This is a genomic window from Streptomyces sp. 4F14, from assembly GCF_048159485.1.
Lineage (GTDB): Bacteria > Actinomycetota > Actinomycetes > Streptomycetales > Streptomycetaceae > Streptomyces.
In genome coordinates this window covers 240431-255612 of the sequence record NZ_JBLRVY010000009.1, presented here as the reverse complement: position 1 = coordinate 255612, position 15182 = coordinate 240431, and the positions used below count along the sequence as shown (strand labels likewise).

At 72.4% G+C, this 15182-nt stretch carries 12 protein-coding genes; 2 read left to right on the top strand and 10 right to left on the bottom strand.

The genetic code is table 11. The annotated features are described in order from the left end of the window. Nucleotides 1–175: 175 nt before the first annotated feature. From ACLZOT_RS18165 to ACLZOT_RS18155, 3 genes are all read right to left on the bottom strand, one after another. On the bottom strand, nt 176–1480 hold the full coding sequence (locus tag ACLZOT_RS18165) for an aminotransferase class I/II-fold pyridoxal phosphate-dependent enzyme (RefSeq protein ID WP_416969985.1): 1305 nt from the start codon (nt 1478–1480) through the stop codon (nt 176–178). 134 nt (nt 1481–1614) lie between these two features. After that, the gene (locus ACLZOT_RS18160) at nt 1615–5619 is read right to left on the bottom strand and encodes a molybdopterin-dependent oxidoreductase (protein WP_416970070.1); all 4005 of its coding nucleotides are present in this window, start codon (nt 5617–5619) and stop codon (nt 1615–1617) included. A 582-nt stretch (nt 5620–6201) separates the two neighbouring features. Continuing rightward, a complete protein-coding gene (locus tag ACLZOT_RS18155) occupies nt 6202–6648 on the bottom strand; it encodes an Lrp/AsnC family transcriptional regulator (RefSeq protein ID WP_416969984.1) in 447 nt (148 codons plus the stop codon). Between the two features lie 93 nt (nt 6649–6741). Between ACLZOT_RS18155 and ACLZOT_RS18150 the strand changes: the two genes are divergently transcribed. Beyond that, a complete protein-coding gene (locus ACLZOT_RS18150) occupies nt 6742–7554 on the top strand; it encodes an LLM class flavin-dependent oxidoreductase (RefSeq protein ID WP_416969983.1) in 813 nt (270 codons plus the stop codon). Beyond that, a complete protein-coding gene (locus tag ACLZOT_RS18145) occupies nt 7551–8003 on the top strand; it encodes a nucleoside deaminase (RefSeq protein WP_416969982.1) in 453 nt (150 codons plus the stop codon). Before ACLZOT_RS18150 ends, ACLZOT_RS18145 begins: the two co-directional genes overlap by 4 nt. A 142-nt stretch (nt 8004–8145) precedes the next feature. Here ACLZOT_RS18145 and ACLZOT_RS18140 read toward each other — a convergent pair whose 3' ends face one another. From ACLZOT_RS18140 to ACLZOT_RS18110, 7 genes are all read right to left on the bottom strand, one after another. Further along, nucleotides 8146–9306, bottom strand: a complete 1161-nt coding sequence (locus tag ACLZOT_RS18140; protein ID WP_416969981.1) for an FAD-dependent monooxygenase — start codon at nt 9304–9306, stop codon at nt 8146–8148. Beyond that, nucleotides 9303–9893 carry a hypothetical protein gene (locus ACLZOT_RS18135; protein WP_416969980.1) on the bottom strand — a complete coding sequence of 197 codons (591 nt, stop codon included), beginning with the start codon at nt 9891–9893 and terminating at the stop codon, nt 9303–9305. The genes ACLZOT_RS18140 and ACLZOT_RS18135 overlap by 4 nt, the downstream gene beginning before the upstream one ends. A 136-nt stretch (nt 9894–10029) precedes the next feature. Then, nucleotides 10030–10542 carry an O-acetyl-ADP-ribose deacetylase gene (locus tag ACLZOT_RS18130; RefSeq protein ID WP_416969979.1) on the bottom strand — a complete coding sequence of 171 codons (513 nt, stop codon included), beginning with the start codon at nt 10540–10542 and terminating at the stop codon, nt 10030–10032. A gap of 31 nt (nt 10543–10573) precedes the next feature. Beyond that, the gene (locus ACLZOT_RS18125) at nt 10574–11980 is read right to left on the bottom strand and encodes an alkaline phosphatase family protein (RefSeq protein ID WP_416969978.1); all 1407 of its coding nucleotides are present in this window, start codon (nt 11978–11980) and stop codon (nt 10574–10576) included. Next, nucleotides 11977–13149, bottom strand: a complete 1173-nt coding sequence (eboE, locus tag ACLZOT_RS18120; RefSeq protein WP_416969977.1) for a metabolite traffic protein EboE — start codon at nt 13147–13149, stop codon at nt 11977–11979. The genes ACLZOT_RS18125 and eboE overlap by 4 nt, the downstream gene beginning before the upstream one ends. 6 nt (nt 13150–13155) lie before the next feature. Then, nucleotides 13156–14010, bottom strand: coding sequence for a TatD family hydrolase (locus ACLZOT_RS18115; protein ID WP_416969976.1), 855 nt, complete (start codon nt 14008–14010; stop codon nt 13156–13158). 2 nt (nt 14011–14012) lie between these two features. Further along, complete coding sequence (locus tag ACLZOT_RS18110; protein WP_416969975.1) at nt 14013–15128, bottom strand: EboA domain-containing protein; 1116 nt, start codon at nt 15126–15128, stop codon at nt 14013–14015. Nucleotides 15129–15182 lie beyond the last annotated feature (54 nt).

The following is a 15182-nucleotide window of genomic DNA, read 5'->3' as shown; positions in this document are numbered from 1 at the left end:
GCGGCACGTTTCACTGGCGATCCGTCAACTTGCCCCGCATCCGCGCGTTCTGCCGCCCGGACGTGGGACTACTGCTGGTGAAACGGTGACTCCTGAGCCAGCCACACCCTAGGTCCCGGGTACAGGTGAAGCAATCACCCTGTAAGACTTTGTGCAATTCTGGTTGACCAGAACATCACCCTCGCAGCGCGTCCACGGCACCGCGCGCCTCGCCTATGCACGCGTCGAGTATCCCGACCGCCTCGTCGACGTCCCGCCGCGTGTGCTCCGCCATCACCTGGAGCCGGAACCTCGCCGCGTCGGAGGCGACGGCGGGCTGCTCCACCAGATGCGCGATCAGCCCCGCCCGCGCGATCAGCCCGGACGCCGTACGCCCGGTCGGGGTGTCCCCGATCAGGACGGGTACGACGGGACAGACCACGTCGCCCATCACCTCAAGCCCCTTCGCCGTCAACCCCTCCCGCAGCCGTACGGAGTTGGCCCGCACCGCCTGCCTGCGGCGTTCCCCCTCGGGGGAGTTGACGACTCCCAGCGCCGCGAGCGCCACCGCCGTCTGGACGGGCGTGATCGCGCTGGAGAAGGTCTGCGGGCCGCCGAACATGCGGACGTACTCCCGCGCCGACGCCGACCTCGTCGCCAGGAAGCCGCCCGTCGTCGCGAACGTCTTGGAGAACGCGCCCACCACGAAGTCGACTTCGCCGAGGATGCCGTGAACCTCCGGCTGGCCGCCGCCCGTCGCTCCCATCGCGCCGAAGTCGTGGGCCACGTCCACGAGGAGCTGGGCGCCGAACTCGCGGCAGATCGCGAGGAGTTCGGCGAGGTCCGGGGTGTCCGAGTCCATCGAGAAGACGCCCTCGGTGACCACCAGGACCGCGTTGGCCGTGTCCGTGGCACGGATCTTGCCCAGGTGGCGCCGGACCGCCGTGTTGTCGAGGTGCCGGAAGAAGCCGACCGTCGCGCCGCTCGCCGCCGCGCCCTGCCTCAGCGAGTCGTGGGAGAGCTTGTCCAGGAGGATGTGGTCGTTCTTGTGCATCAGCGCGCGGATCGTGCCGAAGCCCGAGGCCCAGCCGGTGGGGAAGAGCATGACGTGGTCCGTGCGGAGCGCTGCCGCGAGGCCGGCCTCCAGCTCCTTGCTCAGCGGGTTCGCGCCGCCCAGCGCCGGTGAACCCGCCGTCAGGGGGCCGTAGTCGCACAGTGCGCTGTGGGCGGCTTCCAGGACTGCCGGGTGGCCGGTCAGCGAAAGGTAGTCCTGGCCGCCGAAGTTGGGGCCGGTGGTGGTGACGCCGGTGTCCGAGACCGCCGTGGCGCGGGGGGTCAGCGCGGTGTCGTAGCGGCGGAAGTACGGCCACAGGTCCGCCTGTTCGCGGTCGCGCTGCCAGGTGAGGTAGGGGTCGTTGCGGGTGGTGAGGTCGGGGCCGGACGCGAGGCGGAAACGCATGATGTCCTTGGTGCGGGCGTCGTCCAGCGTGGGGATGGTCATGGGGGGAGCTTTCTCGAAGGGGCCCGGGTGGGGCCCTGCGAGAGTGACGCTACGGGTGGGGTTGGGGGGTTACGGGGGGTCCTGACGGGTCCTTGATCTCGCGGAAGCGGTTTCTGTACGCGTCCGGGCCCGGGTCAGTACACGTCCCGCATGTACCGCTTCTCGGCGGCGAGTTGCTTCACGTACGCCGCCGCCTCCGTCTCCGTCATGTCGCCGTGGAGCATCACGATGTCGCGCAGCGCCCGGTCGACGTCCTTGGCCATGCGGGAGGCGTCGCCGCAGACGTAGAAGCGGGCGCCGTCGCGGAGCCAGGACCAGAGCTGGGGGCCGTGTTCGCGCATGCGGTCCTGGACGTAGACCTTGGCGCGCTGGTCTCGGGAGAAGGCGGTGTCGAGGCGGGTGAGGGTGCCGTCGGCGAGGAGGGCGGCGAGTTCGTCCTCGTAGTAGAAGTCGGTGGAGCGGCGCTGTTCACCGAAGAAGAGCCAGTTGGGGGCGCGGTGGCCGCGCGCGCGGCGTTCGTGGAGGAAGCCCAGGAAGGGGGCGACGCCGGTGCCGGGGCCGATCATGATCGTGGGGACGCCGGTCTCGGCGGGCGGCCGGAAGTGCGGGGAGCGCTGGACGTGCAGCGGCACTTCGGTGCCGGGTTCGGCGTCGGCGAGGAACGGCGAGCAGACGCCCTGGCGGGGGCGGCCCTCGCGGTTCTCGTAGCGGACGACGGAGACGGTGAGGGAGACGAGGTGGGGGTCGGTGAGGGGGCTGGACGAGATGGAGTACAGGCGGGGGCGGAGCCGTCCCATGACGTCGGCCCACTCCTGCGCGTCCGCCTCGATATCGAACTCGGCGGCCACGTCGACGGCTTGGCGCCCCCAGGACCACTTCGCCAGCTCGTCCTTGTTGTCGGGGCGCAGCAGCTTGCGCAACTCCCGTGGGTCGCGGGTGCGTTCGGCGGCGAAGCGGAGCAGGGAGGAGGTGACGCGGGTGATGTCGAGGCACCGCGACAGGGCCTCGTCGAAGGGGACCTGGTCGCCCTCGACGTCGACCGGGCTGTCCGGGTCCACTCCGGTGACGGTCAGCCACTCCTTCACCAGGGACGGGGAGTTGAGGGGGCGGACGCCGAGCGCGTCGCCGGCCTCGTACACGAGCGGGATCTCGCTGTCGCGGGTGTCGAACGTGAAGCGGCGGACCTCCTTGCCCGAACCGGCCCCGCTGAGCAGGACGTTGCCGACGAGGCGGCCGGTCGCGGAGACGGGACGGGCCGGGCGGGGCCGGGCAACGGCCTTGGGGGGTACGGGAGTCGGCGGGGCGCCGGTGAGCGCGCCCAGCACCTGGTCGAGCCACTCCCCCGCCTGCGTCTCGTAGTCGGGCTCGCAGTCGATGCGCGGCGCGAGCCGTACGGCGCCCAGCTCGTCCATGCGGTCGTCGAGCCGTCGCCCGTGGCCGCAGAAGTCGTCGTACGACGAGTCGCCGAAGGCGAGGACCGCGTACCGGCGGCCCTCCAGCCGTCCGGCGTCGGGTGCGGTGAGGCCCGCCCAGAAGCCGGCGCCGTTGTCAGGAGCGTCGCCGTCGCCGAACGTGCTGGTGATGAGGAGGAGATCGGCGTCCGAGGGCAGCGCGGCGGGGTCGGCCTGGTCCATCTCGACGAGGGACGCGGTGTGTCCGCCCTGGGTGAGGCGGGCGGCGGTCGCGGCGGCGAACTCCTCGGCGTTGCCGGTCTGCGAGGCCCACAGGATGACGACCTGCCGTACGGCGGCGGGAGTCGGGGCGGGCATCCGTGAATACAGGCCCGCGAGCGTGCCGTTGACCCACAGGGCGTGCTCGGGGCTGAAGGGCGCGTCCGGCGGGAGGACCGGGACGCCGGGGGCGCCCGCCGGTATCGCGGCCAGGAAGCCCAGCAGGTACTGCCGTTCGCGTTCGCTGAGGACGGGGGGCGGGGTGTTCTCCAGGCCGAAGAGGGAGGCGGACGCGGCGGGCGGGGCGGTGGGGGAGGTCAGGACGGCGGTCGGGGTGAGCACCGGCCTCGTGCTCTCGGCTTCCGGCGCCGGCATCCGTACGCTCACCGCCGTGGCCGTCTTCGTCAACGACACCGCGCACACCTTCAGTTCGGGCTGGAACGACAGCGGGTCGACGGCGTCGCTGCTGACCGCGTTGACGCTCAGGTACTCCCCGAAGAGGTCGTTCCAGTGGAAGGGGGCGAAGCAACTCCCTTGCTGTACGCGGTCGGTGACGACGGCGGGCAGGACGGCACGCCCCCGCCGGGAGGCGACCTCCACCGAGTCCCCCTCGGCCAGCCCGAGCCGCTGCGCGTCCTCGGGGTGGATCTCCACGAACGGCCCGGGGTTCAGCTTGTTGAGCTTCGCGACGCGGCCCGTCTTGGTGAGCGTGTGCCACTGGTGCTGGAGGCGCCCGGTGTTGAGGACGAACGGGTAGTCGTCGTCGGGCAGCTCGGCGGGCGGCAGGTGCGGGCGGGCGTGGAAGACCGCGCGCCCGGAGGGGGTCGCGAACTTCAGCGAGCCGTCGGGGCGGACGTACCGGATGGGGTTGCGGTCGGGCCCGTCGGGCGCGGCCGGCCACTGGACGGGCGTCTCGCGCAGCCGGTCGTACGTGACCCCGCGCAGGTCGTAGCCGGTGGCCGGGTTGTACGCGCCCTTGATCTCCTCGAAGATCTCCTCGGCGCTCGTGTAGGTGAACCCGCTCTCGTACCCCATCGCGCAGGCGATGTCGGCGATCAGCCGCCAGTCGGCGACGGCCTCGCCGGGCGCGTCCACGGCGGGTTGGGCCAGGGTGAGGGTGCGCTCGCTGTTGATGAGGACGCCCTCGGTCTCCGTCCACAGCGCGCCCGGCAGGATCACGTCGGCGTACGCGGCGGTCTCGGTCTCCGCGAACACGTCCTGGACGACGACGAGTTCGGCCGCCTCCAGGCCCTCGATGACGGTCCTGCGGTTGCCGACGGAGGCGACGGGGTTGGTGCAGATGATCCACGCCGCCTTGATCTCGCCGTCGGCCATCTTGCGGAACATCTCGACGGTGCCCTTGCCGACGCCGTCGGCGCGGATCGTGCCGGGCTCCAGGTTCCACAGGCGTTCGGTGAACTCCCGGTCGGCGTCGGCAAGAACTGACCGCTGGCCGGGCAACCCCGGTCCCATGTAGCCCATTTCGCGGCCGCCCATCGCGTTGGGCTGGCCGGTGAGGGAGAACGGGCCGCTGCCGGGGCGGCAGATGGCGCCGGTCACGAGGTGCAGGTTGACCAGCGCGTTGGTGTTCCAGGTGCCGTGCGTGGACTGGTTGAGGCCCATCGTCCAGCAGCTCGTCCACTCCCCCGCCTCGCCGATCAGGCGGGCCGCCTCGCGGAGGTCGGCCTCGGGGATGCCGGTGATCTCGGCGACCGTGTGCGGCGGGTAGTCGGCGAGGAAGGCGGGCATCGCCTCCCAGCCCTCGGTGTTCGCGGCGATGAAGTCGGGGTCCGTGTGGCCGCCCTCCACCAGGAGGTGCAGGAGGCCGTTCAGGAGCGCGAGGTCCGTACCCGGTTCGACCTGGAGGAACAGGTCCGCCTTCGCCGCGGTCGCCGTGCGGCGCGGGTCGACGACGATCAGTTTCGCGCCGGACGACTTGATCCGGTCCAGCATCCGCAGGAACAGGATGGGGTGGCAGTCGGCCATGTTCGAGCCGATGACCAGGAAGACGTCCGCCCGGTCGAGGTCGTCGTACGAGCCGGGCGGACCGTCCGCGCCCAGCGACAGCTTGTAGCCGGTGCCCGCGCTCGCCATGCACAGGCGGGAGTTCGACTCGATCTGGTTGGACCGCAGGTAGCCCTTGACCAGCTTGTTCGCGAGGTACTGGGCCTCCAGGCCCATCTGTCCCGAGACGTAGAGGGCGACCGAGTCGGGGCCGTGCTCGTCGACGATCTCCCTCAGGCGGCGTGCCGTTTCGGCGACCGCCTCCGCGACGGGCGTGGGGTGCGGTTCCTCGCCGCGGTCCGCGCGGACCAGGGCGGTCGTGAGGCGGCCCGGTGCGGAGAGCATGTCGGCCGTCGTGGCGCCCTTCGTGCAGAGGCGGCCCTGGTTCGCGGGGTGCTCCTTGTCGCCGGTCGCCTTCAGGACCGTACGCCGTCCGTCGGGGCCCATCCCGATGTCGAGGACCATGCCGCAGCCGACACCGCAGTACGAGCAGACCGTGCGCACCTTCGTCGCGCTGTCGGTCCGCGGGTCCGGCACGGCGGCCACGGGCGCCCCCTTCTGTCTGACGATCGGCCTGGTGAGAGCCTCAGTGACGGTACGAAGTGCTGATTACGCCGGTGTCTCCCTCGCAGGTCACCAGGGGTTAACCCCGCCGCACAGGGCCGCCCGGCGGCCTGTGAGCGGGCCGCTTCCGTCGCGGGGCCGGCGCCGAGACCGACGCCCGACAGATCACGAACGCCTCCTCCGGAGCCGACCCGGACATCACACGGACCTGAACCCGAGTATCACCGGTTTCCGCAGGCCGCTCGGGGGAGACGGGGGCTGCTACGGCCTTCACGGACACGCCGCGCGCCCGTCCGGGCACCCGCCCGAGGACGGGCATCGATGCAGCGGCGGACGGCTGTTGCGGCGAGGCCGGTCGGAGGGAGGGAGCGCGGAACGGGTACCGCAGGGGGCGCGATTGTGACTCCGAACACAGCGCGGGAGTCCGTCAGGTGGAGGGCCGGGCTTCGGGGCGGATGGGTCGAGGGTGCGGTGGGCCGGTGGTCAGGGCCGCTCGGGTCCGCGGTAGGGCAGTGTCCGGCTGTAGACGACGCTCGTGGTCGTGGTGCCGAGGCCGGCCAGTTCGTCCATGAGCGTCTCCAGGTGTTCCATGGAGGTCGCGGCCACCTTCAGGGTGTAGCAGTCGTCGCCGGTGGTCCGCAGGCACTCCAGGATCTCCCGGCGTTCGGCGAGCAGGTGGTGCAGTGGCTGGTGGCGGTTGCCGGGGTACTTCAGGCGGACGACGGCGAGCACCGGGTAGCCGACCTTTGCCAGGTCCACGGTGGCGTGGTAGCCGGTGATGACGCCCAGCGACTCCAGATTCCGTACCCGCTCGGTGGTCGCCGACGGACTGAGGCTGACGCGGCGCCCCAGCTCGCTGAGGGAGAGGCGGGCGTCCTGCTGCAACTGCTCGATGATCGCCCAGTCGATGTCGTCGAGATTCACGGCCATGGCGCGATATTACCGGGAGATTCGCCGCAGAAAGCTGGAGTCACCGGGAAAGTTCGGTTCCCCGCAGCATGATCACCGCAATAACCTCAAGGCATGCAACTTGGTGTCAACGTACCGAACTTCGGGCCCGGGACCGACCCGGGCGTGCTGCGTGAGTGGACGCGGGTCGTGGCGGGGATCGGGTTCGATCTGCTGATGGTGTCGGACCACGTGGCCGTCACCCCGGATGTGGCGGAGCGGTATCCGGAGCCGTTCTACGACCCGTTCGCCACGCTGTCCTGGCTGGCCGGTATCAGTGATGGCGGGCTGGGGCTGGGCACGACCGTGTTGGTGCTGCCGTACCGTCATCCGCTGCTGGCGGCCCGGATGGCGAGCAGCCTGCAACGGCTCAGCGGTGGGCGGTTCGTGCTCGGAGTCGGGGTCGGATGGGCGCGGCAGGAGTTCGACGCGCTCGGGGTTCCGTTCGGCGCGCGGGGCCGGCTGACCGACGAATACCTGGGGGTGATGCGGCAGGTGTGGGAGGCGGAGGACCAGGCCGCGCCCGCGGTGTGGGTCGGCGGGCACAGTGCGGCGGCGGTCCGGCGGGCGGTCAGGTTCGGCGATGCCTGGCATCCGCTGAGGCTTCCGCTGACGCGGATGCGGTCGGTTCTCGCGGACAACGCGTTGCCGGGGTTCGCGCCGCGGATCGCGCTGCGTCTGACCGACGCTCCGGTCGAGGACGCCGAGCGGCCGGCCGGTGTCGGCGACGTACGGCAGATCGTGGCTGATCTGGCGGAGCTTCGCGGGCTCGGTGCCCAGGCGGTGGTGTTCGACCCGTACCACGGGGACCCGGCTCAGACCCGTCGGCCCGAGGCCGCGTGGCGCGCGCTCACCGCGGTCGCCGAGCAGTGGAGGGCGGCGTCGTGATCACCCCTGCTGACGAGGCGCTGCTGCGGCAGGCCATCGGTATCGCGGCACGCGCGGTGGAGCTGGGCGATGCGCCGTACGGCTCGCTGCTGGCCGGGCCGGACGGGGCGGTCCTCGCCGAGGCGCACAACACGGTCCGGCGGGACGACGACATCACGGCCCATCCGGAGTTGAAGCTGGCCCGGTGGGCAGCCCGTGAGCTGGACGCGGAGACGGCCGCCCGTACCACCCTGTACACGAGCTGCCAGCCGTGCGGCATGTGTGGCGGCGGCATCGTCCGCTCCGGCATCGGCCGGGTCGTGTACGCGCTCTCCACCGAGCAACTCGTCGAACTCAACCCGGAGTCGGGCCGCCGGCCGTCAGTGCCGCAGGACGGCCCGGCCCTGCACGACGAGGCACGCGCCCCCGTCGACTCCTACTACGGGCCGAGCCCATCGGCCGGCACTTGACCCACAGCTCCTCATACGCGTACCACCCGCTGCGAGCGCGCAGGCGGCTCTCCGGGATGACCGCCTTGATGCCGCGTCTGCGCAGGCGGGCAGCCGCCGGCCGGAGTTCGTGCCGGCGCCGGACACGTCGTCCCGCGCCCCCTCACCGCTCCGACAGGCTCCCCACCCCCGCGTAGTCCCGTGCGAACGCCGTCGCGTACGGCCCCGTCCTGGCCAGCCCCCGGATCCGCTCGCGCCGCAGCTCCAGGGCGAATCCGTGCTCGCCGGGGTCGACGGCCGGCAGGTGGAGGAGGTCCAGGAGGCGGTCGGAGAAGTCCTGGGCCCACCACGCGGCGGCGACGCGTCGGGCCTCGTACCCGGCGAGGACGCTGTCGTCGCCGTGCTGGATACGCCGGATCAGCCCGTCCGCGAGGTCCGCCGCGTCGGCGACCGCGAGGTTGAGCCCCTTGGCGCCGGACGGCGTCAGGAGGTGCGCGGCGTCGCCGGCGAGGAGGACGGGGCCGGAACGGAGGCGGCGTCGGACCCGGCCGCGCATGCGGAGGACGCCGGTCTCGCGCAGCCGTACGGGTGCGGGGTCGCCGGGCCCCGGGGCGAGCCGGAGGGCGAGTTGTTCGCGGACGCGGGTCTCGGGCCAGTCGGCCGGACTGTCGCCCGCGGGGATCTGGAGGTAGAGCCGGGCGACGTTCCCGGCGCGCGGCATCATCCCGGCGAACCCGGCGTCGTGGACGGCGTAGAGGACCCCTTCCACGGGGCGGGTCATGTCGGCGAGGACGGTGAGCCAGTCGTACGGGTAACGCCGTTGCGAGGCAAGGGAGTCGGGGAGGCTGTCGGCCACGACCCCCTGCGCCCCGTCGCACCCGACGACGAACTCGGCGTGCACGGCCCCGCGTTCGAGCCGCAGCGTGGTCCCCTCCAACTCCCGTACAGGCGCGTCGAAATGAACGGGGCACCCCGTCTTCTCCAGCGTCGCGACCAGGTCCCGGACCAGCAACTGCTGGGGATAGACCCAGTGCCGGTACCCCCCGGACAGCACCCCGTAGTCGACCCGGATCCGTTCCCCGAGGCACACGAAGTCGCACCACCCGTGCCGCTCCCCCTCCTTCAGCACCCCGTCGGCCAGCCCGTGCCCGGCGAGGAAGTCGACGACCCGGTGCTCCAACAGCCCGGCCCGCGCCCGCTGTTCGACATGCCGCCGGATCCCCCGCTCCCAGACCTCGACACGAACCCCGGCCCGGTGCAGCAGGGCCGCGAGCACCAGCCCGGCGGGCCCCGCCCCGACGATCGCGACCCGCCCGCCGCTCATCGCACGGCCGCCGGAACGACCGCCGGGTTGAACAGTTCGCGGATCACGGCGAACGGCACGTCCCCGTGCCACAGGAGGTACGCCTTGTACGCGGCCGGCCCCCCGCACGGCCCCCAGCTCCCCAGCCCGGCATCCAGCAGCGACCGCCGGAACGCGGTCCCCGCCGCTTGCAGCATGGGCCCGAGCGGCTCCGACGTGTCGGCGAGGCACCGCTCCGCCGAGGGGCACAGCTCCGGCCGGGCGACGACCACGTTCCGCGAGAGATCGCTCCCGTCGCCCCCGCCGAGCACGGAGTGCCGTACGACTCTCCCGCCGCCCTCGGCGCCGAGCAACTCCCCCGCACCCCAGGGTGTTTCGGCGGCCGGCACCCGGCGCTGCACGGCCCGCAGGACGGTCACGTCGGTGCCCGTCCAGGCCCGCAGCAGGGTCGTGGTGAGCCCGTCGGCGCCGAGCAGCAGCCGCGTCGCGGGATGGGTGAAGCGGCCGATGCGCAGGGCGATGTCCTCGGCGGTCCTCGCGACGAGGGCACCCTCGTCCTCCGCCCGCCGCTCGACGTCCAACTCCTCGGTCCAGATGGGTGATTGCACCGGCACGCTTTCCTCGGACGATCTTGGCAGGAACGCGCCGAAGCTAGCAGCAGAACGTTTCTGCCCCACCCGGAAGAAACGATCCGGCACCCAGAGTCACCCGACAGGATGAACCGGGGCGATCCGGATACGACGATCAGATCGCGGCGTACGCCGTGAACTCGTCGTACGCCTCCTCGTCGAACAGCACGAACCGCACCTCCTCGACCCGCGTGGGCGTCTCCCGCACGGTCCGCACCGCGATACGGGCCGCGTCGTCCATCGGCCAGCCGTAGATGCCGGCGGAGATCGCGGGGAACGCGACGGTGCGGGCGCCGAGTTCGTCGGCGGTCTTCAGGGATTCGCGGTAACAGGAGGCGAGGAGGGCGGAGCGGTCCTCGGTGGCGCTGTGGACCGGGCCGACGGTGTGGATCACCCAACGGGCGTCGAGATTCCCGGCAGTTGTGGAGACGGCCTGCCCGGTGGGGAGGCCCTTGCCGTAGTGACCTGCGCGGAGCTTGCGGCAGTCCTCCAGGATCGCCGGGCCGCCCCGGCGGTGGATGGCTCCGTCGACGCCACCGCCGCCGAGCAGCGAGGAGTTCGCCGCGTTGACGATGGCGTCGACGGTCTGGTCGGTGATGTCGCCCTGAACGAAGGTGAGAGTGGTCATAGGGGCGTTTCTACCGGCTCGGCGCCGTTTCTCACCCGCCTTTTCGCGCCCCGCCCTCCCCCGCCCGGCTCTTTCGCGCCAGGCCGAGCAGCAGGTCCTTGATCTCGGTCGCCGCGTACGCCTCGCGGGTCAACTCCGGCTCGGAGCACAGGAGTACGGGGCCGTGCTCGGGGTTGTCGGGGAGGCGGCCGTGGCTGCCGCGGACGCCGGAGGGGTCCAGGGGGACCGTACGGATGCGGTAGCGGAACCCGAGTTTCTTGCGGATGACCGAGCCGATGGCCCGCGCCTTGACCGCCGGGACCGACTCGTCGTACAGCAACTCGGCGGGGTCGTAGCCGGGTTTGCGGTGGATCTCGACCTGGCGGGCGAAGTCGGGGGCGCGGTCGTCGTCGAGCCAGTAGTAGTACGTGAACCAGGCGTCGGGCTCGGCGATGGCGACGAGTTCGCCGGAGCGCTCGTGGTCGAGGCCGTGCTCCTTCTTGCCGGCCGCGTCCAGCACCTCGTCCACGCCGTCGAGTCCGGCGAGGAGCGCGGCCACGCGGTCGGTGTCGGCGGGGTCGCGGACGTAGACGTGGGCGAGCTGGTGGTCGGAGACGGCGAAGGCGCGGGAGGTCCAGGGGTCGAGGTACTCCATGCCGTCCTGGGTGTGGACGTCGAGGAGACCGGCGGAGCGCAGGGCGCGGTTGATGTCGACGGGGCGGGTCGCGGGGGCGATGCCGTACTCGCTGAGGGCGACGACCGTCGCGCCCTCCTTCTCGAAGTGCGCGATCAACGGGCCGAGGGCGGCGTCGAGTTGGCGGGCGGCGGCGGCCGTCTGCGGGGAGGCGGGGCCGGTGCGCTGGGGTTCGTAGTCGAGGTGGGGGACGTAGACGAGGGTGAGGTCGGGCTGTTTGTCGTCGAAGATCTGCCGGGCGGCGGCCAGGATCCACTGGGTGGACGGCAGGCCCGCGTTGGGGCCCCAGTAGGTGAACAGGGGGAAGGCGCCGAGGCGTTCGGTGAGTTCGTCGTGGAGTTCGGGCGGCCAGGTGTAGCAGTCGGGTTCCTTGCGGCCGTCGGAGTAGTAGACCGGGCGGGGGGTGACCGTCCAGTCGACGTCCGCGCCCATCGCGTACCACCAGCAGACGTTGGCGACCGTGAAGTCCGGGTTCTCCTTGCGGGCCGTCTCCCAGATCTTCTCGCCGCCGACGAGGGCGTTGTGCTGGCGCCACAGCAGGACGTCGCCGAGGTCGCGGAAATACCAGCCGTTGGCCACCGCCCCGTGCACGGACGGGAGTTCGCCCGTCAGGAACGTCGACTGGACGGTGCAGGTGACGGCGGGCAGCACGGTGTCGAGGCGGGCCCGGGAGCCGCGCTCGCCGAGGGCCGCGACCGAGGGCATGTGGCGCAGCAGGTTGGGGGTGAGGCCGACGATGTCGAGGACGACGAGGCGCTTGCTCATGGGCGCTCCTGCGGGTGGTCGGGGCTTTCGAGGCCGAGGCCGGTCAACTGCTCGTGGGCCCAGGCGAGTTCGGCGGCGATCCCGCCGGGGAGGTCGGTGGGCGGGGTGGGCAGGACGGACCAGGTGTACGTCTCGACCTCGACGTGGTCGCACAGCGCCGCCGGCCCCGCGAACAACTCGGCGAATACCGCGGCGAGTTGGCCGGATGTGGTGCGCAGGGGAGGTTCGGGCTCGGCGTGCAGGGGCGCGTGGAAGTGCACGCGCCAGGGCCCGGTGCCCGTCGGGAGGGCGCCGTCGAGGGCCTCGGGCAGATCGTCGGCGGCGAGGATCTCGCCCGCGCGGACGGTACGGGTCTGGTGCAGGAACCGGGGTTCCGCGAGCCGGCGCAGCGCGGCGTGGGCGGCCGGGTCGGCGGGGTCGGTGGCCTCGATCGCGCTGGACGCCTGGAGTTTGACGACCGGCAGTCCGGCGGCCGTGAGGCGGGCGACGGCGTCGGCGGGGTCCTCGAACTGCACGGCGAGATGGCAGGCGTCCAGGCAGATCCCGAGGCGTTCGGGGTCGAGTCCGCCGAGCCGTTCGGCGGCCTGCGCGGTCGTCTCGACGACACAGCCGGGCTCGGGTTCGAAGCCGACGCGGATCGTGCGCCCGGTGTCCGCCTCGATGCCGGCGAGCCCGTCGGCCAGCCGGTCCAGGGCGCGGCGGGCGGTGTCCGCGCGGTCGGCGGGCCAGGGGTCGCGCCAGGCGAGGGGGACCGTGGAGACGCTGCCGCGTCGCGCGTCGTCCGGCAGCAGGGCGGCCAGCACCCGGGCGCAGTCCAGGGTGTGGGTGAGGCGGGCCTCGTCGGCCCAGTCGGGGAGGTAGACGTCCCTCTTGACGACCTCGTTGTGGAATCCGGCGTAGGGGAAGGCGTTGAGGGTGACCGTCTCCAGGCCCCTGGAGGCGAGTTCGTCCTTGAGGCGCTTCACCTGGCCCGCGTCGCGGGTGAGTTCGGCGACGACGTCGCGCGCCAGCCACAGGCCGATGCCGAGCCGGTCCACGCCCAGGCGTTCGCGCACCGGCTCGGCGTACGTGGCGAGTTGGGCGACCACGCCGTCGAAATCCTCCGCCTGGTGGACGTTGCTGCAGTAGCCCAGGTGGACTGTCGTACCGTCAGCGTGCTTGAGACGCACGGGAGTTCACTCCCCGCCGCGTTTGATCGAGTTGCCCTCGAACAGGGTCGTGTCGTCCGGCTTCACGTCGTCCAGCTCCAGTCGGCCGCTCTGGCCGTAGAAGGTGACGGGGTTGCGCCACATCACCTTGTCCACCGTGTCGTCGTCGAAACCGGCGGCCAGCATCGCGTCGGCGGTCTTGCGGGTCTTCAGCGGGTCCGAACTGCCCCAGTCCGCCGCCGAGTTGACCAGGACGCGGTCGGTGCCGTGGCCCTTGAGGATCTCGACCATGCGGTCCTCGCTCATCTTGGTCTTCGGGTAGATCGAGAAGCCGGCCCAGCAGCCGCTGTCGAGGACCATGCCGACGGTGAGCTCGTTCAGGTGGTCCAGGACGACGAGTTCGGGGGCTATGCCGGACTCCCTGACGACGTCGAGGGTGCGGCGGGTGCCGGCCGCCTTGTCGCGGTGCGGGGTGTGGACGAGGGCCGGGAGGCCGTGGTCCAGGGCGAGTTGGAGCTGGCGGGCGAGGGCCTCGTCCTCCTGCGGGGTCATCGAGTCGTAGCCGATCTCGCCGACCGCGACGACCCGGTCCTTCGCGAGGTAGCGGTCGAGTTCGTCCAGCACCGGTGTGCAGCGGGGGTCGTTGGCCTCCTTCGGGTTCAGGGCGATCGTGCAGAAGTGCTGGATGCCGAACTGGGCTGCGCGGTACGGCTCCCAGCCGAGGAGGGCGTCGAAGTAGTCGTAGAAGCTCTGCGGGGAGGTGCGGGGCTGGCCCAGCCAGAACGCGGGCTCCACCAGGGCGCGGACTCCGGCGGCGTACATGGCCTCGTAGTCGTCCGTCGTGCGGGACGTCATGTGGATGTGGGGGTCGAAGATGCGCATGGTCAGGGCCTCCTGGGGAGGGTGCCGGTGGGGGATGGTGCGGTGGTCTCGGTGATAGGCGTCGCGGGGGAAGGGGGTGCGGCGGGGCGTGCGGTGGCAGACGTCTCGGGGAACGTCTGGCCGATCGTCTCCGCGGTGGTCGTGCCGGCCGCCGCCGTCTCGTGCTCCGTCTCCGCCAGTGCGGCGAGCGCGCGGGCCGCCGCCTCCGGGCGGGTGCCGGCGAGGTCGCGGGCGCGGGCGGCGAGGGACTTCGCGAGGGCCGTGTGCGCGCGGACCAGGGGCCAGACGTCGGCCGGGACCGTGCGGCCGGCCGCGATGCGCTCGTGCGCGAAGTCGGCGAGCATACGGGCGAGTTCGCGGTCCGCGCGGGCGTCCAGGCCGTACAGGCGGTCCAGCGGGATGTCGTAGAACACGCACTTCAGGACGGCCTGCCGGTACTCCGCGTCCGGCAGTCGCGCCGCCGCGTACGCCCCGAGCGCCGCCTCGATCACGCTGTTGTCGTTGCCTCGCAGGGCTTCGCGGACGAGGGAGAGCGCGAGGTCGCCGAGCCGGTCGTCGGGGGCGGCGTCGAGGAGGGTGCGGCGGACGCGGGGGACGGGGTGCCGAGCAGATGCGTCGGCGGGTGCGGCCGGATCGTCCGGACCGGCCGAGGCGCCGGGCGCGGCCCGGTCGCCTGAACCGACCGGGCCGTGGGCAGACTTGGCGCCGTCGGGGCCGTCCGGGTCCCCGGTCGGCGCCTCGCCCGCGTCCTCCCGCCACTCACCCCCCTCCGCGTTGACCTCCTCCAGCAGCGGCAACGCCCGCAGGACGGCCCGCTGTTCGGCCGGGTCGCCGTGGCGGTACAGGTCGGCGACCGCGTCCGCGAGGGCCTCGCCGCGCAGCGGCAGGGCCGTCAGGAGCGCCGCGCGGACCGCGTCGTCGGTGTGCCAGTGGTCGGTCAGCGGGGCCTGGCCGCACTGGCGGCGGGCGGCGGGGAACAGGGCGCGGATCGCGGCGGGGTCGGCCGCGACGCGGGCGGTCGCGGTGTCGAGCCAGGTCCGCGCCCGGTCGGGGAGCGGAGCACCGGCGAGGGCGGGCCGTGGGTCCGGCGCCGACGGGGCGGTGTGGGCGGTAGCCATGCCTGCGGAGTCTCCTGAGGGGGTGGAGGAGAACGGGGAAACAGGGGTGAGCGG

Excerpts from the sequence above, each read along its gene's own strand:
- ACLZOT_RS18165 (WP_416969985.1), bottom strand. The coding sequence starts at position 1,480 with ATGACCATCCCCACGCTGGACGACGCCCGCACCAAGGACATCATGCGT.
- ACLZOT_RS18160 (WP_416970070.1), bottom strand. The coding sequence starts at position 5,619 with ATGGTCCTCGACATCGGGATGGGCCCCGACGGACGGCGTACGGTCCTG.
- ACLZOT_RS18155 (WP_416969984.1), bottom strand. The coding sequence starts at position 6,648 with ATGGCCGTGAATCTCGACGACATCGACTGGGCGATCATCGAGCAGTTG.
- ACLZOT_RS18150 (WP_416969983.1), top strand. The coding sequence starts at position 6,742 with ATGCAACTTGGTGTCAACGTACCGAACTTCGGGCCCGGGACCGACCCG.
- ACLZOT_RS18140 (WP_416969981.1), bottom strand. The coding sequence starts at position 9,306 with ATGAGCGGCGGGCGGGTCGCGATCGTCGGGGCGGGGCCCGCCGGGCTG.
- ACLZOT_RS18130 (WP_416969979.1), bottom strand. The coding sequence starts at position 10,542 with ATGACCACTCTCACCTTCGTTCAGGGCGACATCACCGACCAGACCGTC.
- ACLZOT_RS18125 (WP_416969978.1), bottom strand. The coding sequence starts at position 11,980 with ATGAGCAAGCGCCTCGTCGTCCTCGACATCGTCGGCCTCACCCCCAAC.
- ACLZOT_RS18115 (WP_416969976.1), bottom strand. The coding sequence starts at position 14,010 with ATGCGCATCTTCGACCCCCACATCCACATGACGTCCCGCACGACGGAC.
- ACLZOT_RS18110 (WP_416969975.1), bottom strand. The coding sequence starts at position 15,128 with ATGGCTACCGCCCACACCGCCCCGTCGGCGCCGGACCCACGGCCCGCC.